The sequence below is a fragment of the Thalassotalea euphylliae genome (assembly GCF_003390375.1).
In the GTDB taxonomy this organism is placed as follows: domain Bacteria; phylum Pseudomonadota; class Gammaproteobacteria; order Enterobacterales; family Alteromonadaceae; genus Thalassotalea_F; species Thalassotalea_F euphylliae_A.
On sequence record NZ_QUOT01000001.1, the window covers coordinates 2,528,275 to 2,550,104 of the forward strand.

Annotated in this window: 16 protein-coding genes; 5 read left to right on the plus strand and 11 right to left on the minus strand. The window is 42.6% G+C overall.

Annotation, left to right across the window (positions count from 1 at the left end; all coding sequences use genetic code 11):
* Positions 1 to 3 precede the first annotated feature (3 nt).
* Genes fmt through trkA form a run of 3 tightly spaced genes read left to right on the plus strand, consistent with a single transcriptional unit; the run spans position 4 to position 3,761 of the window.
* Positions 4 to 999 carry a methionyl-tRNA formyltransferase gene (gene fmt / locus DXX94_RS11235; RefSeq protein ID WP_116015926.1) on the plus strand — a complete coding sequence of 332 codons (996 nt, stop codon included), beginning with the start codon at positions 4 to 6 and terminating at the stop codon, positions 997 to 999.
* Between the two features lie 5 nt (positions 1,000 to 1,004).
* A complete protein-coding gene (gene rsmB / locus DXX94_RS11240; RefSeq protein ID WP_116015928.1) occupies positions 1,005 to 2,330 on the plus strand; it encodes a 16S rRNA (cytosine(967)-C(5))-methyltransferase RsmB in 1,326 nt (441 codons plus the stop codon).
* A gap of 54 nt (positions 2,331 to 2,384) precedes the next feature.
* Positions 2,385 to 3,761 carry a Trk system potassium transporter TrkA gene (gene trkA / locus DXX94_RS11245; protein ID WP_115998558.1) on the plus strand — a complete coding sequence of 459 codons (1,377 nt, stop codon included), beginning with the start codon at positions 2,385 to 2,387 and terminating at the stop codon, positions 3,759 to 3,761.
* Positions 3,762 to 3,860: 99 nt separating this feature from the next.
* On the opposite strand, the gene DXX94_RS11250 is transcribed toward trkA, so the two are convergent.
* The 4 genes from DXX94_RS11250 to DXX94_RS11265 all read right to left on the minus strand — a co-directional run bounded on the left by DXX94_RS11250 (position 3,861) and on the right by DXX94_RS11265 (position 9,696).
* Positions 3,861 to 5,312 (minus strand): TrkH family potassium uptake protein, encoded by a 1,452-nt coding sequence (locus DXX94_RS11250; protein ID WP_116015930.1) that lies wholly within the window; start codon positions 5,310 to 5,312, stop codon positions 3,861 to 3,863.
* 153 nt (positions 5,313 to 5,465) lie between these two features.
* Positions 5,466 to 6,209, minus strand: coding sequence for a YigZ family protein (locus tag DXX94_RS11255; RefSeq protein WP_258872152.1), 744 nt, complete (start codon positions 6,207 to 6,209; stop codon positions 5,466 to 5,468).
* Entirely contained in the window at positions 6,202 to 7,521 is a 1,320-nt protein-coding gene (pepQ, locus tag DXX94_RS11260) for a Xaa-Pro dipeptidase (RefSeq protein WP_116015932.1), read from the minus strand. Before pepQ ends, DXX94_RS11255 begins: the two co-directional genes overlap by 8 nt.
* A 231-nt stretch (positions 7,522 to 7,752) precedes the next feature.
* Entirely contained in the window at positions 7,753 to 9,696 is a 1,944-nt protein-coding gene (locus DXX94_RS11265; protein WP_116015934.1) for a transglycosylase SLT domain-containing protein, read from the minus strand.
* Positions 9,697 to 9,954: 258 nt separating this feature from the next.
* On the opposite strand from DXX94_RS11265, the gene tusA reads away from it, so the two are divergent.
* Positions 9,955 to 10,197: a sulfurtransferase TusA gene (tusA, locus tag DXX94_RS11270; RefSeq protein WP_116015936.1), complete on the plus strand. Its 243-nt coding sequence runs from the start codon at positions 9,955 to 9,957 to the stop codon at positions 10,195 to 10,197.
* A 95-nt stretch (positions 10,198 to 10,292) separates the two neighbouring features.
* Here tusA and glyS read toward each other — a convergent pair whose 3' ends face one another.
* The 3 genes from glyS to DXX94_RS11285 all read right to left on the minus strand — a co-directional run bounded on the left by glyS (position 10,293) and on the right by DXX94_RS11285 (position 14,209).
* Positions 10,293 to 12,368: a glycine--tRNA ligase subunit beta gene (gene glyS, locus DXX94_RS11275; protein ID WP_116015938.1), complete on the minus strand. Its 2,076-nt coding sequence runs from the start codon at positions 12,366 to 12,368 to the stop codon at positions 10,293 to 10,295.
* Positions 12,368 to 13,315, minus strand: a complete 948-nt coding sequence (gene glyQ / locus DXX94_RS11280) for a glycine--tRNA ligase subunit alpha (protein ID WP_116015940.1) — start codon at positions 13,313 to 13,315, stop codon at positions 12,368 to 12,370. The genes glyS and glyQ overlap by 1 nt, the downstream gene beginning before the upstream one ends.
* 369 nt (positions 13,316 to 13,684) lie before the next feature.
* Positions 13,685 to 14,209 carry a nuclear transport factor 2 family protein gene (locus tag DXX94_RS11285; RefSeq protein WP_116015942.1) on the minus strand — a complete coding sequence of 175 codons (525 nt, stop codon included), beginning with the start codon at positions 14,207 to 14,209 and terminating at the stop codon, positions 13,685 to 13,687.
* 487 nt (positions 14,210 to 14,696) lie between these two features.
* Between DXX94_RS11285 and DXX94_RS11290 the strand changes: the two genes are divergently transcribed.
* A protein-coding gene (locus DXX94_RS11290; protein WP_374188833.1) for an IS3 family transposase occupies positions 14,697 to 15,853 on the plus strand; the annotation gives its coding sequence in 2 pieces (ribosomal slippage) (positions 14,697 to 14,940 and positions 14,940 to 15,853; 1,158 coding nt in all).
* A 33-nt stretch (positions 15,854 to 15,886) separates the two neighbouring features.
* Here DXX94_RS11290 and DXX94_RS11295 read toward each other — a convergent pair.
* From DXX94_RS11295 to gyrB, 4 genes are all read right to left on the minus strand, one after another.
* On the minus strand, positions 15,887 to 16,927 hold the full coding sequence (locus tag DXX94_RS11295; RefSeq protein WP_116013192.1) for an IS481 family transposase: 1,041 nt from the start codon (positions 16,925 to 16,927) through the stop codon (positions 15,887 to 15,889).
* 147 nt (positions 16,928 to 17,074) lie between these two features.
* A complete protein-coding gene (locus DXX94_RS11300) occupies positions 17,075 to 18,169 on the minus strand; it encodes a DDE-type integrase/transposase/recombinase (RefSeq protein WP_116015946.1) in 1,095 nt (364 codons plus the stop codon).
* Complete coding sequence (locus tag DXX94_RS11305) at positions 18,126 to 18,881, minus strand: TnsA endonuclease N-terminal domain-containing protein (RefSeq protein WP_116015948.1); 756 nt, start codon at positions 18,879 to 18,881, stop codon at positions 18,126 to 18,128. The genes DXX94_RS11300 and DXX94_RS11305 overlap by 44 nt, the downstream gene beginning before the upstream one ends.
* 513 nt (positions 18,882 to 19,394) lie before the next feature.
* On the minus strand, positions 19,395 to 21,830 hold the full coding sequence (gene gyrB / locus DXX94_RS11310; protein ID WP_116015950.1) for a DNA topoisomerase (ATP-hydrolyzing) subunit B: 2,436 nt from the start codon (positions 21,828 to 21,830) through the stop codon (positions 19,395 to 19,397).

Below are 21,830 nucleotides of genomic sequence, written 5' to 3' on the forward strand. Positions count from 1 at the left end.
CCATTGACTTCTCCACTTAATATCGTTTTCGCCGGAACGCCGGACTTTGCTGCCCAGCATTTGCAAGCGTTAATTGACTCAGAGCATAATGTTATTGCTGCTTATTGCCCACCAGACAAACCAGCTGGTCGCGGTAAAAAGCTAACGGCTTGTGCCACTAAAGTCTTAGCGCAAGCGCATGATATTCCGGTATACCAACCAAAAAACTTTAAAGAAACACAAGATCAGCTCGATTTAAAAGCATTAAATGCCGATGTCATGGTGGTAGTGGCCTATGGCTTATTACTGCCAAAAGTTATTTTGGATGCGCCGCGACTTGGCTGTATTAATGTCCACGGTTCACTTTTGCCTAAGTGGCGCGGGGCGGCGCCTATTCAGCGCTCACTCGAAGCGAGCGACGAAGAAACTGGCGTGACGATTATGCAAATGGATGAAGGTTTAGATACTGGCGATATGATCTTAAAAGCTAGCTGCCCTATCCTTGAATCTGATACCAGTGCGAGCTTGTACGAAAAATTAGCAGTTCTAGGTCCGAAAGCGCTAGTTGAAACACTCAGCTTAATGGCACAAGGTGATTACCCGCGGGAAGTACAAGATAACGAATTAGCCACTTATGCCGCAAAACTTGATAAAGCTCATGCAGAAATTAATTGGCAACAAAGTGCACGCGACATTGACTTAAAGCGTCGCGCCTATTTCCCTTGGCCTGGTTGTCATATCAACTTAACTGACCAGCAAGGTAAATCGCAAACGGTTAAAGTTCACCAAGCCAGCGTTGTTGATCAAGATGTTAGCACCCTAACCCCAGGTGAGATTATCAGTGCAGACAAATCGGGCATTGTAGTCGCAACCAAAGCGCAAGCCTATCGCCTAGAGGTGTTACAACTACCGGGTAAAAAGCCCTTACCAGTGCAAGATGTACTCAACGGTCGAGCAGATTGGTTTGCAGTGGGTCAAGCGATCACAGGGTTTGTTGCGCAAGAAGCAAAAGGCAACTAAGTATCATGAGCGCAAATATTAGAGCGCTATGCGCACAAGTGTGTTTTGCCGTAGTAGAACAAGGCCGCAGTTTGGCAGAGGAAGTGCCCTTAAAAGCCACTAAAGCAGAAGGCAAAGACAAAGGCTTATTGCAAGAGCTTTGCTATGGTGTACTGCGCCACTTACCTGAACTAGAAAATGATGTTCGACAGTTTTTAGCAAAACCATTAAAGGGCAAACAGCGCGTTTGCCACTTTTTGATCTTAGTGGGTATTTATCAACTTAAGTACACGCGAATTCCAGATCATGCTGCGCTCAATGAAACGGTGTCAGCAACAGGAAAACTTAAAAGTGGCCACTTAAAAAATTTGGTTAATGGCGTGCTAAGAAATTTCCAGCGCCAGCATCAAAAACAAAACTCGAATCCAGAAAGCGAACAAGAAGTGAGCGCCAACTTACTTCCTGAACCTATATTTTATAATCACCCTAGCTGGTTTATTAAACTTGTTAAAGCCGCTTACCCAGAGCAATGGTCAACGATATTAACAGCTAACATGCAGCGCCCGCCCATGTGGCTACGCACGAATGTTAGCCAACAATCAAGTGACGCCTATCAACAGCAACTTGCCGAATTAGCAATTGAACTGGCTGCAATCGAGCCAAAGTCAAAAGCACTTAAGCTAGATCAAGCAATAGATGTAAATAAACTGCCAAACTTCAGCTCAGGAGCAGCGTCAGTGCAAGATGCTGCGGCACAACAATCGGCACGCTTGTTAGATTGTCAGCCAGGTGATCATGTGTTGGATTGTTGCGCAGCGCCCGGCGGTAAAACCTGTCATTTAATTGAGCAAACACCAGAGCTTGCCAGCGTCACCGCCTTAGATGTAGATGAACGTAGACTCGCTCGTGTGCAAGAAAACCTCGAACGCATTGGCCTAAACGCAAAATTGCAGTGTGGTGATGCCACCAAGCCAGAGTCATGGTGGGACGGTACACAATACGATCGTATTTTACTCGACGCGCCTTGCTCAGCAACAGGCGTGATCAGACGACACCCAGATATTAAATGGCTACGTAAAGCAGACGATATTGAGGCGCTTGCCCAGCTGCAGGCGCAGATACTGAGAAAAATGTGGTCATTACTTAAACCCGGTGGTACTTTGCTATACGCAACATGTAGCGTATTACCGCAAGAAAATAGTGAACAAATAGCACAGTTTCTTGCTCAGCAAAGTGATGCTCAGCTAATCGAACTACCGGAATATCAAGGCAAAATTGGCTGGCAAATATTACCCGGTGAACAGGATATGGATGGCTTTTACTACGCCAAGTTAGTCAAAAGCGCTGGTTAAGCAAGGCCAGTGGCAGTTATTGATAGCCATCGGTAGCATCAACAATAGTAGATTATGAAAATAATAATAATTGGCGCAGGCCAAGTAGGCGGTACCTTAGCGGAAAATCTGGTGGGTGAGCGTAATGATATTTCGCTGATCGATACCGATAGTCAAACCTTGTTAGAACTACAAGACAAGCTAGATTTGCAAGTGATCACCGGACAAGGTTGTCACCCAGACGTGCTGGCCCGTGCAGGCGCTGATGATGCCGATATGATCATTGCCGTGACCAACGACGATGCGACCAATATGATCGCTTGTCAAATCGCCTACACCCTGTTTAGCACACCGAAAAAAGTCGCGCGTATTCGCTCGTCAGAAATTGTTGAGCGCAAGCGTGAGCTATTTAACAAAGACCATATTCCGGTAGACCACGTGATTGCGCCAGAGCAACTAGTGACTCGCGATATTATCCACTTGATTGAATACCCTGGCGCCCTGCAAGTGCTGGAATTTGCCAATGGTAAAGTCAGCTTAGTGGCGGTAAAAGCCTACTATGGTGGTTTACTGGTAGGTCACGCGTTATCAACACTTAAGGAGCATATTCCCAATGTTGATACTCGTGTAGCCGCTATATACCGTAATGGCCGCCCTATTCGTCCACTGGGCACAACCGTAATTGAAGCGGATGATGAAGTCTTCTTTATTGCCGCCAGTATTCATATTCGCGCGGTAATGAACGAGCTGCAAAAGCTTGAACCTGCCTACAAACGTATAATGATCGCAGGCGGCGGTAACATTGGTGCTGGTATTGCGAAAAAGCTCGAACAAAACCATCAAGTAAAGCTGATTGAGCGTTCGCCAGAGCGTGCTAAACAGTTAACCCAAGAACTCGATAAAACACTGATTTTTACTGGCGATTCATCCGATCAAGAATTGCTACAAGAAGAGCAGATTGACCAGTTTGATGTGTTTATTGCCGTTACCAATGACGATGAAGCCAATATCATGTCGTCGCTGTTGGCGAAAAAGCTCGGTGTTCGCAAGACCATGGTGCTGATCCAACGAGAAGCCTACGTGAACTTAGTGCACGGTAGCAGTATCGATATTGCCATTTCACCTCAGCATTCAACTATTTCCGCGCTACTCACCCATGTCCGCAAGGGCACGATCAACAATGTATATAGCTTGCGTGGCGGCGCCGCTGAAGCAATAGAAATTGTAGCTAAAGGCGATGAAACCTCATCAAAAGTCGTCGGTCGTGAAATTCGTGACATCAAGCTTCCGCCAGGCACCACTATTGGCGCGATTGTCCGTGGTGATGAAGTAATAATTGCCCACTCTGACAGCGTGATCATGGAAGACGATCACGTCATACTCTTCCTAGTGAATAAGAAGTATATTTCAGACGTTGAGAAGTTATTCCAAGTGGGCGTAATTTACTTTTAGTGATCGTTCTTTGCAAAGCGCTATTCAATACAAAAAAAGCTGGCAATCGCCAGCTTTTTTAATGAGTAGATTTCTTAGTTATACATATTGCGCGTGGTATTAATTACGCCAAAACGCAGGGGTAAACAGAACAAGTAAGGTAAATATTTCCAAACGACCAAACAGCATAGCGACAATCAATACCCACTTACTAAAGTCGTTGATCGACGCAAAGTTCGCGGCAACTTCGCCTAACCCAGGGCCTAAGTTATTCATACAGGCTGCTACCGCAGTAAAGGCGCTAATATCGTCCATGCCAGAGGCTAGTAACAACAACATACAAATAACAAAGACTGCCGCATAAGCAGAGAAGAAACCCCAGACCGCCTCGATAACACGATCTGGTAACGCTTTACGACCTAATTTAATGGTAAACACCGCCTTAGGATGAACAAGCTTGTTAAGCTCACGCACACCTTGCAGGTACAACAAGACAACGCGCACCACTTTCATGCCACCACCAGTACTGCCCGCACAGCCACCAATGAAACTGGCAAAGATAAGTAGCAATGGCAGCAAGGTGGGCCAATCAGCAAAAGACGTGGTAGCAAAGCCGGCTGTCGTACTAATAGAAACTGACTGAAACAATGCCTGATCCAAGGCAACATCTGCACTTTGATAAGTGTTATGGCTCATCAACACAGTAAAACATATCGCCGTTAAAATCACCTGTAGGGTGATAAAGAACTTAAACTCAGGGTCGGCAAAATAGTTACGAATAGACTTGTTCTGCACCGCAGCATAATGCAGCGCAAAGTTAATGCCGGCGATAATAAGGAAGACAACACAAATCAAGTTGATCACTGGGCTGTTAAAGTAGCCCATACTGGCATCATGAGTGGAGAAGCCGCCAATCGCAATCGTCGAAAACGAGTGACAAATGGCGTCAAAAACTGACATACCCGCTAACCAATAAGCAACCGCACAAGCAATAGTTAACGATAGGTAGATATACCATAAATGCTTGGCGGTATCGGCGATACGGGGGGTCATTTTCGAGTCTTTTACCGGCCCAGGAGTTTCCGCACGATAGAGCTGCATCCCACCGATCCCTAGCATGGGCAGTACCGCTACCGCGAGTACGATGATCCCCATGCCACCTAACCATTGCAATTGCTGACGATAAAACAGCACCGCATGAGGTAAGCCATCAATTTGCGTTAAAATAGTGGCCCCTGTGGTGGTTAACCCTGAGAAAGATTCAAAAAAAGCATCGGTTGTTGTTAGATTTGGGGTTTCCAACAACATCAGCGGAATCGCTGAAAAACTTGCTAATACCGTCCAAAACAGCACAACGATAAGAAAGCCTTCCCTCGCCCTGAGATCATATTTTTTCCGTCTATTTGGGTACCACAGGGCAAGACCAATAAACAAACACCACATAAAGGCCATTAAGAAAGGAACACCGCCACCATCGCGATAAATGAGTGACACAACAGCAGGCGGTAACATAGTAACGCTGAGTAGCGCGACTAGTAGCCCTAAAATACGAATAATGTTTCTATATTGCACTGATATACGCTACTTAGCTTTGTTCTGTGGTTTCGTTAAGTGCACCTTAGCTATTTAATAACTGAGCTGTGCTTGATCTCTTGTTGGTCTAAGCTGGGTGACACTTGCTACGGCTAATCGCTTTTTTGCTTATCGTTTAAACCCGCATTTCACTTAAGCGCCACCCGATTTTTCTAGGTGCTTTTCTAAGTGTAATGTCCCGCTAGATAAGGTAAGCAATTGTTGTTCAAATAGTTTAAGCTGATCAATGGGGATAGCCAATACAAACTTGATATTTTCTAGGTATTGCTCTTCGAGGACCTGAGTATTGGTTGATTTGATTAAATGCTGAATATCGCTGACTTGTTGGTAACTGACACTTAACAAGCGTGTTTCTGTTAACACCTTATGGTGTGTTGGCAGCGCAGGCAGTGCTTCTTTAACAGCACCACCGTAAGCGCGCTGTAAGCCACCTGTACCCAACTTTACGCCACCAAAATAGCGGACGACAATCGCGGCAACTTCACCTACGCCACTGCCTTGCAGCATCGCCAGCATAGGTCGACCAGCGGTGCCACTAGGTTCACCATCATCTGAAAAACCATAGGTTTGACTGTCTTGCGGTGCACCGCTGACAAAGGCATAGCAATGATGATTAGCGCTGGGGTGCGCTTGTTGCAGCTCGGTCAGTCTGGCTTTCATTACCTGGTAACTGGTACAAGGAAACAAGTAGCATAGAAAGCGGCTGCGATTGACGACGGTTTCAATGAGTACCTCGTCAGTCGCAATTAAATAACCCGGCGCACTGGTGCACTCTTTACCCTTTACTTCCTTGGCATATACTCCCTTGGCATATACTCCCTTGGCGTTTACTTCCTGCGCTTTTATTTCCTTAGACGAACGACCTGGCTCAGCCAAGGTTTAAGTCTCGAGTCATATTCTCGTTATGTGATTGATGAACGATAATGTTGTCTTCAATGCGAATACCGCCAAATGGTTTGAATTTTTCCACTTGCGCCCAGTTAATCGCGTTGCTGTGCTCACTTGCTTTGAGATCAGCCAACAAAGAGTCAATAAAGTATAAACCCGGCTCAATGGTATAGACTTGCTCAGCCTCAACAGCACGTGAGGTACGCAAGAATGGGTGCTGTGCAGGTGTATCAATATGAGTACCGCGCTCATCCGCCATAAAGCCGCCAACATCGTGTACTTGCAAGCCTAGGTGATGACCTAAGCCATGTGGGAAGAAGGTTGAGACTATGCCCTGTTCAGCCGCAACTTCTGCACTGCAATGAATCAAGTTAAATTCCGCCAGCACGCGGCCAATATCAAGGTAAGTTTCGCAGTGTAATTCAACATAACTCTTACCGGGTTTCAGGCCGTCAACCGCGTTAAGCATTAACTTGTCCATACGCGCAATAAGCGCTGCAAAGTCGTTTTGCTCATAGGCATAGGTACGCGTAATATCTGACGCATAGCCGTGATAGTTGGCGCCAGCATCAATCAAGAATGAACGGTGCTGCTCAGGTTTATTGCGCTCTAACGCTGTGTAATGAAGTATCGCCGCATTTTCATTAAGCGCAACAATATTGCCATATGGCGTTTCGCTATCGGTATGTGACGTAGCTTGCAGGTAAGCACGTTGAATTTCAAATTCAGATTCGCCCGCCATAAAGGCCGCTTTTGCTGCTAAGTGGCCTGCCACTGCGCGTTCATTTGATAAACGCATCAATGCCTGTTCATATGGGGTCTTGTACGCACGGTGAAAGTGCAGGTAACTTAATGCGCCATCTGGATTAATTTGTTCAAAGCCCAAGGCTTTAGCGACCTCAATATGCTCGCCGATATAAGCATAGTTTGCTTTATCGTAAGGCAGCAGCGCATCGACTTCAGCGGCATTGGTGATCACTTTAATGTCAAAAAACGGTGTCCAAAAATCATCTGTTAATGTTTCAACCTTGTGCCAAAAATCCACTGGTTGATAATAAATTAAAACTGGCTTGTCATGACCGTTAATCAATAACCAGCTATTAGTTACATTGGTCAATGGCAACCAATGTTTAAAGTGTGGGTTTACTTTAAAAGGATACGAATTATCGTCTAAGAATACTTTTAATTCTTTACCTGAATGGATCACTAATCCTTCAAGGTTTTCACGATTAAGCACATTACGTGCTCGTGCTTGAAGTTCATTAATATGGGCAGGGTAAACATTGGCAAAGTTAGTCATAGAGGCTCTCTTGTGACGATTAATTACTCATAGCACCAGCTTTGCGTGACAATCATTAAGCAGAGCTGGGCACTAGTTGAAAATTTGGCTTATTTTAACCACGAATAGGCTGTAAACGCAGTAAAATAGTGCGAATTAGGTAAAAAACATCGCTTTACTATCAAAGCTATTACGCCGAATTTGGCAACGTTTGATGACGTTTTTACGATATTTTTCAGCCAAAGGCTTGGGTTATTGGCTCAATGACGTAGTGCCTATCTTCATACCAAGCACAGTCGTAAATGGCGATTCCCCTTCACTATTGAGCTTATGCTGATAAATTTGTTTATAAGCGAGCACACTTTTTACGTATTCACGTGTTTCTTTAAAAGGAATAGTCTCTATCCAAATATCAGCAGGTAGTGTTTCGCCCTTTTCTAACCATTGCTTTACGCGATAAGGGCCAGCATTGTATGACGCAGTCGCCAATACTAAATTACCCTCATACCTGTCGAGTAAGCGTTTTAGATACTTAGTCCCTAGTTTGATATTATTTTTGGCATTGGCGAGATAACGGTTAGAAACCGCTTTTTTCTCTAGCTGTTTTGCCGTTGCTGGCATAATTTGCATCAGCCCACGCGCACCCGCAGAAGAATGGGCGTCACGCATAAACGAGCTTTCACGGCGTGCAATGGCAAATGCCCAACTTGGGTCAATACTATGCTTGTCAGCATAGCTGGCTATATCGTCTTTGTAGGCCATTGGGAAACGCAGCTCGACATCGTCTAAATAACCTTGTGAGGCCAAGGTAAAAATCGGTCGATCGAACCACCCTTGCTCAAAAGCAAACGAAGCCGCCGCAAGTTTTTCACTTTTTGATAAGGTGGCTAGCCAGTAATTCCACTCTTTTCTGGCTTGGCTATAGCGTTCAAGGTGAAACAATTCAAAAGCGCGTTTAGCCGCCGGGTTTTGAATAATGTTATCGATCACTTTGGCATCAACCAGCAGTGGATTATGTTGTAAGTTAATGTTTTGACTTAACCATTTAGCAGCCATAAAACCGTAGTAGTGACGCTTTTTCGCCAAATCTAACATCAACTCCCGTGCCGCTTGGTCACGCCCGACTTCGGCCATACTGCGCGCATACCAATATTGCCACTGTGGTTTTTCTTGTAGGCGATCTGGTAATGCCAATAAGGTTTTTTGAATATCCGGCCAGTTTTGCTGTTTTAGTGCGGTTGCTAACTTCCATTGCACTAAGTTGCTATCGAGCTTGTCTGGTTTGACTTTGCTAAGCCAAGTATCCGCCTGCGCATGGTGTTTAGTTGCCAAAGCAAGTGCAAAGCGCTTAGTGAGATAGTCTTGTTGCTGTTCGGTAAAAGTAAACTTTTGCTGTGCTAACTGGTATGTTTGCAAGGCGCGCTCCGGATCACGCCAAATTAACCGTTTAAGGCCATAGGCCATAATTTGCGTTTCTTTTTCATTGAGCGTTTTAAAACGCGATAGCTTGCTGATATAGCTAGGATCACGCCTTACCCGATGAAATAACTTACCTAAGTACTGCTCTTCCTTTGGCAACAGCCCTGTTAAATAAGGAATTAAAGTATGCTTGCCACCATCTGCTGCAAGGCTCAATCGTTGCCAAACTAGATCTGGCGTAAGGTAGCCAGCTTTCTTCCACTGTTTAAAAATTGGATCACAGGCCTTATCTTGCGACTTACCTACTAGCCACCATTGTTTTACTTGAGGCAGCACCACCTTTTCCGGCATGCCCCCTGCCAACTGATAGCTTAACTGTGTACAGCTTAACTTAGCGTCGTTATTCGGTTTAAAAAACTTAAGAAAAAGCGCCTTGCGCTCTCGCTTAGCCAAATAGTTCAGCCATTTTTTACGCAATGGCCAATCTAGCGGTGTGCCCCGATACTCTGTTAAAAACTCTTCAATTTCAGCCGCGTCGCTCAGGCGAATTTTGTCCATCAAGCGCTTTTGATCGAGATATGGCTGAAGCGGATAATAATGTAATTGCTGATATAAGTTTTGATATTCAGGGGAATCTGCTTTCCACACATGTTTTTCAGCTTTTAAAAAGGTCGACCGCTGGTCAACAGAAGCCACTGTAGCTGGCGAACCAAGCAAGCCTGAGATTGCTGTTCCTGCAACAAAACAGAATGAAATAAGACGCTTATTGGGTAACATAAAACATGCGATGAAAAAGGGGCATAATTGAATTATTCACGCATCGCTAAGCAATGCAAGCGCTGAATCTCTGTTTTATCGGCATAACTTAGAAGTCTTACCAGATAATCAATAAATAGCCTGTTTATCGTTACATTAAATGGTTTGCAGTAACAGAGTGTAAATTTTACACGGCTAAACTTTTAACTAACAGATGAATCAGGTAGGATCGCCGCCCTATTTATTTTCGCACAATTTAGATAACGTTAAGGTTTACGAATGAGCGCTCAACAAACAGAAACTGACCATTTCCTTGATGCCATTGGCTTACGTTGCCCAGAGCCGGTGATGATGGTGCGTAAACATATTCGTAATATGGCCAGCGGTGAAACGCTATTTATCAAAGCGGACGATGCTTCAACGACACGCGATATTCCAAGCTTTTGTCGCTTTATGGAGCATGAGTTAGTTACTCAAGCGAGTAACGATGGAATTTATACCTACATTATTAAAAAAGCTTAGCTAAAAATCACTTGGTTTTTATAGTTAAGTTTTTGAATATAAAGAAAAAGGAGGCATCAGCCTCCTTTTTTAATTGCTAGTATTGAGAGTAATAGTTACTGCAATACCGAAATATCAGCAACCGCTAAGAAGCTGTTACGAATATTATTCAATAGTGTCAAACGGTTAGTTTTCACCGCTTCATCATCCGCCATCACCATCACATGCTCGAAGAAGTTATCAATCTCTTCTTTAATGGTCGCTAATGAAGTTAGCACACTTTGGTAATCTTTATTTGCCATTGCTGGAGCAACTTGCTCAGCAACTTTAGCAAAGGCGCTCGCTAATTGTTGCTCTGCCGCTTCTGATAATAACGAAGTATTAACGTCAGCCAGTAGCTCACCATCAAACTTAGCCAAGATATTACCAACACGTTTATTGGCTGCCGCTAAGGTTTCAGATTCCGCTAACGTTTTAAAATGCGCTACGGCACTGACACGTTGTTGGAAATCTAAAGGCGATGTTGGCTTGTTTACTAGCACTGATTGAATAACATCAACGCTAATGCCTTGCTCTTCGAAATAAGCTTTAAAGCGCCCCATGACAAATTCAATGACATCAACGGCAACATTGTCATTAGTCAGCTTGTCACCAAACAATGTTTGGCTATGGGCAATCAATGAAGCGATATCTAGGTTTAATTCTTTTTCAATAATAATACGAATTAAACCAATGGCAGCGCGGCGAAGTGCAAATGGATCTTTATCACCTTTTGGCGCTTGGCCAATACCGAAGATACCAACCAATGAATCTACCTTATCGGCAATCGCCACAGCACAACCAATGTTAGCTTCTGGTAAGCTGTCGCCCGCAAAGCGTGGACGGTATTGATCTTCTAATGCTTGCGCAATCGCGTCTGACTCACCATCGTGCTGAGCATAGTATTTACCCATAGTCCCTTGAACTTGTGGGAACTCTAACACCATCTCACTCATCAAGTCGGTTTTACTCAGTAAACCAGCTCGGTGTGCATCCGCTTTGTTTTCACCAACTTGTTCGGCAATAAAGCCACTTAATGCTGCAATGCGCTCAGACTTATCTTTTAACGTGCCTAACTGTTTTTGGAACAATACAGATTCAAGGCTCGTTAAGCGTGACTCTAAACTTTGCTTTTTATCAGTTTTAAAGAAGAACTCCGCATCCGCTAAACGTGGACGAATCACTTTTTCGTTACCGAAGATGACTTGCTGTGGGTCTTTACTGTCGATATTAGCGACAAAGATAAACTGGTTTTTTAATTGACCATCTTTATCTTTCACTGGGAAGTATTTCTGGTGATCTTGCATCGAGTAAATTAATGGCTCTGCCGGCACTGACAAGAATTCCTCGTCAAAGCTACCCACTAACGTTACTGGCCATTCATTAATGCTTGTTACTTCTTCAAGTAAACCTGCATCAACAATTGCATCACCATTAATATCTGTAGCCGCTTTTGCTACTTGCTCAATGATAAGTGCCTTACGCTTGTCGTAATCAGCAATAACAAACGCAGATTCAAGCACAGTTTCATAGTTGTTAGCGTGATCTAAGGTAATAAGACCGTCGTTTTCTTGGTAGTGGAAACGGTGACCTTGCAATTGGTTTGCCGATGCCACACCGAGTGCTTCGCCTGCAATTAGCTCACCACCAAACATCATAGTTAACGTGTGCACTGGACGAATAAACTGGATGCGCTCGCTACCCCAACGCATTGGTTTAGGGATAGGTAATTTACCTAATGCAGTGACCACCATCGCAGGAATTAACTCAGCAACGGATTTACCCGATTGGCTTGCCTTGTGCAGTAACCACTCACCTTTGTCTGTGGTTAAACGCTCGGCTTGTTCTACAGTGATACCGTTTGAGCGTGCCCAGCCTTCAGCAGCTTTCGTTGGCTTACCGTCAGCATCAAATGCAACGTTAGTTGCAGGACCACGCTTTTCAACTACTTTGTCAGCTTGTTTTGCAGCAAGCGCTTTCACTTGAACCGCTAAACGACGAGGCGATGCAAACCACTTACTGCTTTCAAACGCTAAGTCTGCTTGCTCTAGTTGCGTAATGATTTGCTGATGGAAAGTGCTCGCCAGTGTGCTTAGTGCTTTTGGTGGTAATTCTTCCGTACCTAATTCGATAAGCAATGTTTCTGTCGTCATTATGCTTTCCCCTCAACTGCTTTCTTGTCTGAATTGGCACTTTCTTCTGCACGTGTGCACAGCGGGAAGCCTAATGCTTCACGAGCATTGTAATAAGCTTCCGCACACGCTTTCGCTAAGGTTCTAACACGTAAGATATAACGTTGACGTTCAGTAACAGAAATCGCATGACGGGCATCGAGTAAGTTAAATGCGTGCGATGCTTTCATGACTTGCTCGTAAGCTGGTAAAGGTAAGCCCTTTTCAATTAAGTCTTGTGACACTTTTTCACACTGATCAAATTGATGGAATAAATCATTCACATCAGCGTGCTCGAAGTTATAAGCCGATTGCTCAACTTCGTTTTGATGGAATACGTCGCCGTACATTACTTTACCCATAGGACCGTCAGTCCACACTAGGTCGTAAATACTATCCACGTTTTGAATGTACATGGCTAGGCGCTCTAAGCCGTAAGTAATTTCACCCGTCACTGGCGCACACTCTAAGCCACCCACTTGCTGGAAGTAAGTAAACTGGGTGATCTCCATACCGTTTAACCAAACTTCCCAACCAAGGCCCCATGCACCTAATGTTGGCGACTCCCAGTTATCTTCAACAAAACGAATATCGTGCACGAGTGGGTCTATACCTAACTCTTTTAATGAGTTTAAGTATAACTCTTGGATATTCTTTGGATTTGGCTTCAACATCACTTGGAATTGATAGTAATGTTGCAGACGGTTCGGGTTTTCACCATAACGACCATCAGTTGGACGACGACACGGCTGTACGTAAGCACTGCTCATTGGCTCAGGGCCAATAGCGCGTAAGAATGTCATTGGGTGGAAAGTTCCCGCGCCTACTTCTAAATCTAACGGCTGAATGATTACACAGCCTTGGCGAGACCAGTAATCTTGCAATTGCAAGATTAGCCCCTGAAAGGTTTTTATATCAAAGCTACTCATGTCGTTCCAAATGCGAGCCAAATGCTCTTTTTGCTAGTCGCTGTAAAGGATTTTAACGGTGATAAACCTAAAAGTGCCCTGACAGCTTAAATGAATAAAAAAATAGTCGCCTAGTATACCCAATGGCGTTTATTTCGCCTAGGGCTAGCGCCTAAGAAACACAAGGTTTTCACATATTCCTAAAGCGGTTGGGAAATATAAAATTTGGCAGGATGAAACTGTACAGTTGAATGAAATATTTGAATGGTTAGTTTGAGTTTGACTTACGTTTGCCATTTGATAAGAAATAAAACTTCTTACTCTTTAAACAAAAAGCCCCACTACAATGTGGGGCTCTATTTTAAATGCTAAATAAGATTATCTAATAGCTTAGTGTTTTTGATTAGCTCGAACCGTCTCGATATCCAAGTAAGTCACCTTCTCTTTAACCAAACCATTTTCGAAAATAATGATATCAGCGGCAGGGATAGAATAAGGCTTGTCTGATGGTTTAAATACGTGAGGGCCAACTCGAGGCACTAGATTAGCCTCAATATGCATGTCATATTCAAATACGCCATAGTTATCGCCTATGATGACTTTTTTAGGGGTAGAAGCGTAATTAGGCATTGAAGTAAATATTGCCGTTAACAATTCGCGCAGTTCCGCTTTACCTTTTGCAGGCTTAACACCTGCAACCATAATACGAAAGACTGTATCTTCAGTATGAAGTGCTACCGCAGCTTCAACATCTTGCTCCGCCCAAGTTTTACCATAAGCTTTCAGTAATGCTGGAATATCTTGCTTTACTGTTTCTTTTTGAGGCTCTTCCGCTAACGCCCATTTAGGTAAGACAAGTGCGGCTAGCATTAAGGTGATGGCATATAAGCGACGGTTAGTTTTTTGTTTTGGCACTGTGATTTCCCTTAGTTACAGATTGTAATGTCTGTAACTAGGCTAGCATGGGTGCTTATAACGAACAATGCTAATAACCGCATACTACTATTAGCTAGCATTATATTGACCATATGGACAACTAATTTAGCTATATTGCCTATACTTGTCTTTTATATATCTCTATCAACCATATGAATTGAAAAAGAAAAAGGCCACCTAACTTAAGTGGCCTTTACTAATCTAGTTGTGTGTAATTATGTATTAGGAGTTGTGGGTTCTCATAATTGATGTAAGTAGACCCTCCCATTATATATATGTAATTCACTAATTATGAGAATTTGGTTTTTGGGGGGTTTCTCATTAACAAAGAAAGTATCCACCATTATTCTCACAATTTTAGAATCACTTCCCACTATATATGTAGCAAATTTGAAATATGCACTTTGAATCGACCAGATTTTCCTAGACACAAATAAGTTGTAAACTTTGTGTCCTAGGAGGATGAATGAGCGCTAAAAGATTTCCCGAAGAATTTAAGGTTCAGGCCGTTAAGCAAGTGACTGAAAAAGGTCACTCCGTTGCAAGCGTTGCAGAACGGTTAGATATCTCGACAAATAGTCTTTATATCTGGTTAAAACGCTATGGCAGTAACAGCGAACACTACCAAGAATTATCCGAGCAAGAAAAGCGTATTAAAGCGCTTGAGAAAGAACTAAAGCGTACTCAACAAGAACGTGATCTATTAAAGGAAGCCGCCGTGTACTTTGCGGGCGAGTCAAAGAAAAGTACACGTTCATAAAGTCTCGGCTCAACCAATACCCCATAAAGCTGATGTGCCAAGCGTTGCAAGTTCACCGCAGTGGCTTTCATGCTTGGTTGCAAAAGCCAGAATCCAAGCGAGCTAAGGATGACAAGCGCTTAACGGGTTTAATCAAACAGTCTTGGCTTGAAAGCGGCTGCGTTTACGGTTATCGCAAAATTCAAAGTGATATGTTGGATTTAGGTGAAGTTTGCTCAAAGAATAGAGTTCATCGATTAATGCAGTTATCAGGCATTCAAGCTCAAGTCGGCTATAAGAAGCGCAAAGGCAACTATGGCACTAAGCCTTCTGTGGTCGCAGATAACCAGTTAAAACGACAGTTTGATGTAGTACAGCCAAATCAAGCTTGGGTAACTGATATCACTTATATTGATACGCACGAAGGCTTTCTCTATTTAGCCGTAGTTATCGACTTGTTTTCTCGGCAAGTCGTTGGCTGGTCGATGCAATCGATGATGCATACTGATTTAGTCTTAAGTGCATTACTCGCTGCTGTATGGCGAAGAAAACCTAAGCAAACGGTTATTATACATTCCGATCAAGGCAGCCAATTTACAGGTTATGACTGGCAACGATTTGCTGCTGAGCATAATTTATCACTCAGTATGAGTCGTAGAGGTAACTGCCATGATAATGCTGTTGCTGAGAGCTTCTTTCAGTTGCTAAAACGTGAACGGATCAAGCGAAGAAAATACAAAAATAGAGAAAAAGCTAAGGAAGATATTTTCGATTACATCGAAATGTTTTATAACAGCAAACGTAAACATGGTTATCTAAATAATCAGTCTCCAACTGACTATGATAAAACCTATTTTATGTGTACTAGTTCAGACTTGATCTGACAGTTACCCGTTTTTCAATCGGTGACTGTCAGTTTAGATTTGAGCTAAATTCTTCTCAGCCCAAATCGATTTTCCATCAAGTAATGTTTCAAGTGGCGTTCTGCCACAGCACATTTTGCCCTGATGAGTTCGATCATTATTGTAATAAACCATCCATTCGTCCAGATCCTTTTGTAATTCCTCTAACGAGCCATAGAGCCTCTTACGGAACGTAACCTGATAAAACTCCTGCAATATTGTTTTGTGGAAACGTTCACAGATACCATTTGTCTGCGGTGACATCGCTTTCGTTTTTGTATGATCGATATCATTTATTGCTAGATAAAGCTGGTAATCATGATGTTCAACCTTGCCACAATACTCAGTGCCTCGGTCTGTGAGAATGCGTAACATTGGTAGCTCGTGCTGCTCGAAGTAAGGCAAAACCTTGTCGTTGAGTATGTCAGCAGCAGTGATTGGCGTTTTCGTTGTGTAGAGCTTGGCAAATGCAACCTTGCTGTAAGTATCAACGAACGTCTGCTGGTAGATACGGCCAACACCTTTTAGATTACCCACATAAAACGTGTCCTGTGAGCCTAGGTAGCCCGGATGAGCCGTTTCTATCTCGCCACAAGCTTCATCATCGTTCTTTTTCTTCTCAAGTGCAGCAACTTGAGCATCGGTGAGAATGATGCCGTCGTTAGCGACTTTCTCTTCAAGCGCTTTCAGCCGTTTTTTGAAGTTTTCTAAGTCATGGCGCAACCAGATTGAACGCACGCCACTGGCAGATACAAATACGCCTTGCTTACGAAGTTCATTGCTGGTTCTGACTTGGCCGTGCGCGGGGTATTCAATGGCATAATCCATTACTGCTTTTTCGGTTTTTTCATCAACACGATTTTTTATATTTGGTTTTCGGCGGGACTTATCAATAAGCGCATCAATGCCGCCATCTTCAGCCAGCTCTTGATAACGATAAAATGTATCTCGTGATACGCCCATCACTTTGCAAGCTCTGGATACATTACCAAGTTCTTCAGCTAGGTTGAGCAAACCTGCTTTGTGTTTAATGATTGGATTGTTAGTATGAAGCATGAGAGTTACCTCTTTGTTTGTTTTGATTAAAGATTCAGCACCTTTATCAAAACGGGTAACTCTCTACTTTTCAAGAAGATGTGTCAGATCTTGTCTGAACTAATTCATTTTATGAATCAAGAAAACGTCTAGGGTAGTCTGGTCGATTCACTCTACAGTTAATTCATGACAAACTCTTCGTAAGTTCTTGGAGTGAAACTCTAGACCATTGTCACAAATTAGAGTTGTTGGTATACCATGACTTGGCCATGTCTCTTTGATAGAGCTGTATTTTTTAGCTAGGTAGCCTTTAGTCAGTATTGCATTTTTAAGGGCTCTCATAACCGACAGCTCAGATGGTGGCTCAAATCCAACTTCAAATCCCAAAATCATCTTCGAGTTATAGTCTATTAGCGTAGTTAGATTTGGCCGACCAATAGCTAAGCCTGTTGTATCACTAACGACAAGGATGTTTAAAGGTGTATGGTCAACTTCAACTCGTTCTAATATGCGCGTGACGCGCACTCCCGAGCCTGTAAGTCTAAAGTGTCTTTCCGCTGCATACTTACCCTCTCTAGCTAACATTACCTGATATGGGTCAAATCTCTTGAATAATCTATAGAATTGGGCACGACTTGGAATATGAATGTCTGGGTTTGTTGTACTTTTGATATAGTGAAGTTTATGTTCAAAAATCTCGTAGACTTTTGACTTCATCACTCTTTGTTCATTTAGATAAACTTCTTCAACTAAATTATCAAACAAAGTCAAAACGAAGTTGCTCAGTCGTTTTGGCTTGCTTGAGCCAGTTCGTTTGTTTACTAAGGAACTAATATCGTGGTAATTCGAGTGCCATCGTCGCCACCACTCATAAACAGTACTAATAGCGGGAGGTTTTTCATTTCGCTTTTCAGCAGTAAAGAGGATTACTGCTTTTAACTGTTTATTAGTAGGCTTTTCACCGAGAGCTTGCCTTGCATCACTAATGTAATCAAGCTTTCTCTCAACACATTGCTGCTCTTTTTCACTTAATACCGACATATCGGCTGCCACATGCTCACACTTTTTGGCTCCTTCTTCACTAGAATCAATGAAGATTTGTTCTTCTGTAATCCCTTCGGCAATTTCACTCTTAGATAAAAGTTTTATCCCTCCATCTTTGCTATTTATTAAGTAGCATTTGTCATCAACGATACGCTCAATACAAAGGCGCTCGCCATTAATCAATAAGTGTAAACCAACGCGTAGTGATGCAGTTTTCATGGCCGCTCTCCTTATGATTAAAAGAAAGTTGAGTAGATAGTGTGATTGGTTTCTGTAGATCAACTGTTAGCTGATGATTTCGAATAGCGCAGTAAATTAGTGGCAATGTACACTTGCTTGATAGTAAGTCCTCTATCGCAGAGATATTGTGAACCGACTTCATTAGTCGGCTAAATATAGCCCTATCCGCTGAGGCGTGATATTCATTGTTATAAGGCAATATTAATTGAAGATTGCCCTGAAAATTCACGTTACCAACTTCATTTTCAGTAACAAAATAGAGTCTTATATTTCGCTCCGCCAACTGTTCAGATATTGCTATATATTTGTTTCTAATTTCCGGGTTCTGCAGCTTTTGATGTGGCTTTACTTCAATATAAGCCCTCTCTCCATTTCTAAGCTCAACTTCGAAATCAGGGATATATCTCTTTACTTTGTTTTCGAACAAATACTCTATTACACATGGTTGTTCTCTAAAAAAAGAAATGCCACATGAAAACTCCATAAAACGACACGCTTTTAACTCTAATTGAGATTCCCAAGCTATCGAACGTTTGGATTTACACGATGGAAAATATCCTACGACTTTTCCTGTTGTTGGTCGCACTGGCTGCCGTACTCGCTCACTGAGAAGAGTAGCTGACTCGCCTCGCTTAAATTCAGGCAATAGTCCCCCTGAATCACTATTAATCGTGACCTTTTTTCTGCACATAAAAAATCCTTACCAATTAGGCAATTAAGTTAGATTATTGATATTAATAAGGAGTTTGGTTGACGAGCTAAGGTGATTAGGTAGATACTATCACTGTCTAGGGGATAGTACGGAAGGATTTCCTTTCTATTGTCACCATTAACTGGGCACTCCAAACTCTTTGGTTTGCCCCGTTAATTCCTCATAAAGACCCCCATATATTCACCTTCTTAAATTTATAACGACTTATCCATACTACTTTAAATCACTTCAATTTTGAAGAAAAAGGGCCTAACAAACATCAAAAAAACATAATAAAGTCATGATGTTAAAGTGTATATAAATAGTTATACATTAATTTTTAAAAGCTCTTTTTAGGTGTTTGAAATACCGAGCTTTCTTTGAAAACTAAAAAAGCCATTTACGTGGATAACGTAAATGGCTTTTTATTTTAAATATTGTGAAGTTCTATTCTATATGATGAATCGTGAGACGATTTCTATTGAATTATGAGAACCCACAGGAGTTAAACAACTACACATCCAAGTTAGATACTTTTAATGCATTGTCTTCGATAAAGTTACGACGCGGTTCAACATGATCACCCATTAAGGTATTAAATAGTTGGTCTGCGGCGATAGCATCTTCGATGGTCACTTTTAACATTCGACGTGTTTCTGGGTCCATGGTTGTTTCCCAAAGTTGATCTGGGTTCATCTCACCTAGACCTTTGTAACGTTGAATGTATTGACCGCGTTTAGACTCAGCCATTAACCAGTTAAGCGCTTCTTCAAACGATGTGACTGGTTTAACTTTCTCACCACGCTTAACAAATGCTCCCTCTTCCATTAAGCCATTAATCGCACTGTTAAGCTTCATAATCGCTTCAAACTCTTTCGAGTGAATGAAGTCATAGCTACAGCTATATTGCTTGTCTATGCCGTGCTGGCGAACATTAAATACAGGGTGGTAAATATTGCGTTCAGCATCGTGCTTCACATCAACAGAGTAAATTGAACCATTACCCTCTTGATTTTCAAGCTGCTCAATTAAGTTTGCTACCCAAGCTTCAACTTTATTTTGATCGGCAAAGTCATCAACAACAACTTCATTGCTGTATACCATCTTCTCAAGAATATCTTGTGGAATTTGGCGTGAAATGCGCGAAATAGTATCCATGGTCGCGCGGTATTGATTAACTAACTGCTCTAACGCAATTTCAGAAATTGCAGGAGCAGAGTCATTAACATGAATTTCAGCATTCTCAAGCGCGAGTGTAGTTAGGTATTCAGTTAGCGCTTCATCATCTTTGATATAACGCTCTTGCTTACCTTTCTTTACTTTATAAAGTGGAGGTTGAGCAATGTATACATGACCACGGTCCATAATTTCTGGCATTTGACGGTAGAAGAAAGTCAGCAATAAAGTGCGAATGTGTGAACCATCCACATCCGCATCGGTCATGATAATGATGCTGTGGTAACGTAGTTTTTCAGGGTCGTATTCATCACGACCAATACCAGTACCCAATGCCGTGATTAATGTGCCAACCTCAGCAGATGAAATCATCTTATCAAAACGTGCTTTTTCAACGTTTAGAATCTTACCTTTTAGAGGCAAGATAGCTTGGTTCTTACGGTTACGACCTTGCTTAGCTGACCCACCCGCAGAGTCACCCTCCACTATGTATAGTTCAGAAAGTGCTGGGTCTTTTTCCTGACAGTCAGCTAATTTACCCGGTAAGCCCGCAATATCTAATGCACCTTTACGACGTGTCATTTCACGTGCTTTACGCGCTGCTTCACGGGCACGAGCGGCATCAATAATTTTCATAATGATGGTTTTAGCCGTACCTGGGTTTTCTAATAGGTAGTCGCCTAGCTTTTCACCCATGGCTTGTTCAACTGCCGTTTTTACTTCAGATGACACTAGCTTATCTTTAGTTTGTGAAGAGAATTTAGGATCAGGTACTTTCACTGAAATAACAGCAGTTAAACCTTCACGCGCATCATCACCTGAGGTATTCGTTTCACCTTTCTTAGTTTTGTTTAAGCCTTCTTTAACCATGTAGCTGTTAAGCGTACGAGTCAGTGCAGCTCTAAAACCACTTAAGTGGGTACCACCATCACGTTGCGGAATGTTATTGGTAAAACAGAAAATATTTTCTTGGAAACCATCGTTCCACTGCATTGCTACTTCAACAGTAATGCCATCTTCACGGTCTAAATCAAAGTAGAAAATCTCTTCATTGACTGGCGTTTTGTTGGTATTTAGGTAATCAACAAAGGCTTGAATACCACCTTCGTAATGGAAGTGTTCGCTCTTATCTTCTTCGCGTTCATCAATTAATTTGATTGAAACGCCAGAGTTCAGGAATGATAGCTCACGAATACGCTTAAGTAAGATATCGTAATGGAATTCAATATCAGAGAAGATGTCAGCACTTGGCCAGAAGCGAACTTCTGTACCTGTTGACTCTGTTTCACCTACTTCGGCAAGTGGCGCTTGTGGTTCGCCTAAGTGATACTCCTGCTCATGCACTTTACCTGCACGGCGAATGGTTAACATTAGCTTATCACTTAAGGCGTTTACAACAGAAACACCTACACCATGAAGACCACCAGAAACTTTGTAGCCAGAATCTTCACCACCAAATTTACCACCAGCGTGAAGTACCGTCATGATAACTTCTGCTGCTGAAACGCCTTCTTCAGGGTGAATATCGGTTGGAATACCACGACCATCATCCCTAACAGACACTGAGCCATCTAAATGAATGGTAACGATAATGTCGTTACAGTGCCCTGCTAACGCTTCATCAATAGAGTTATCTAAAACCTCAAATACCATGTGGTGTAAACCTGTACCATCATCAGTGTCACCGATGTACATCCCAGGTCTTTTACGAACAGCATCAAGTCCTTTTAAGACTTTAATACTGTCCGAACCATAATCGTTTTCTACTGTCAT

Excerpts from the sequence above, each read along its gene's own strand:
- rsmB (WP_116015928.1), top strand. The coding sequence starts at position 1,005 with ATGAGCGCAAATATTAGAGCGCTATGCGCACAAGTGTGTTTTGCCGTA.
- DXX94_RS11295 (WP_116013192.1), bottom strand. The coding sequence starts at position 16,927 with ATGCTTCATACTAACAATCCAATCATTAAACACAAAGCAGGTTTGCTC.
- DXX94_RS11305 (WP_116015948.1), bottom strand. The coding sequence starts at position 18,881 with ATGTGCAGAAAAAAGGTCACGATTAATAGTGATTCAGGGGGACTATTG.
- DXX94_RS11265 (WP_116015934.1), bottom strand. The coding sequence starts at position 9,696 with ATGTTACCCAATAAGCGTCTTATTTCATTCTGTTTTGTTGCAGGAACA.
- pepQ (WP_116015932.1), bottom strand. The coding sequence starts at position 7,521 with ATGACTAACTTTGCCAATGTTTACCCTGCCCATATTAATGAACTTCAA.
- DXX94_RS11300 (WP_116015946.1), bottom strand. The coding sequence starts at position 18,169 with ATGAAAACTGCATCACTACGCGTTGGTTTACACTTATTGATTAATGGC.
- gyrB (WP_116015950.1), bottom strand. The coding sequence starts at position 21,830 with ATGACAGTAGAAAACGATTATGGTTCGGACAGTATTAAAGTCTTAAAA.
- glyQ (WP_116015940.1), bottom strand. The coding sequence starts at position 13,315 with ATGAGTAGCTTTGATATAAAAACCTTTCAGGGGCTAATCTTGCAATTG.
- trkA (WP_115998558.1), top strand. The coding sequence starts at position 2,385 with ATGAAAATAATAATAATTGGCGCAGGCCAAGTAGGCGGTACCTTAGCG.
- tusA (WP_116015936.1), top strand. The coding sequence starts at position 9,955 with ATGAGCGCTCAACAAACAGAAACTGACCATTTCCTTGATGCCATTGGC.
- glyS (WP_116015938.1), bottom strand. The coding sequence starts at position 12,368 with ATGACGACAGAAACATTGCTTATCGAATTAGGTACGGAAGAATTACCA.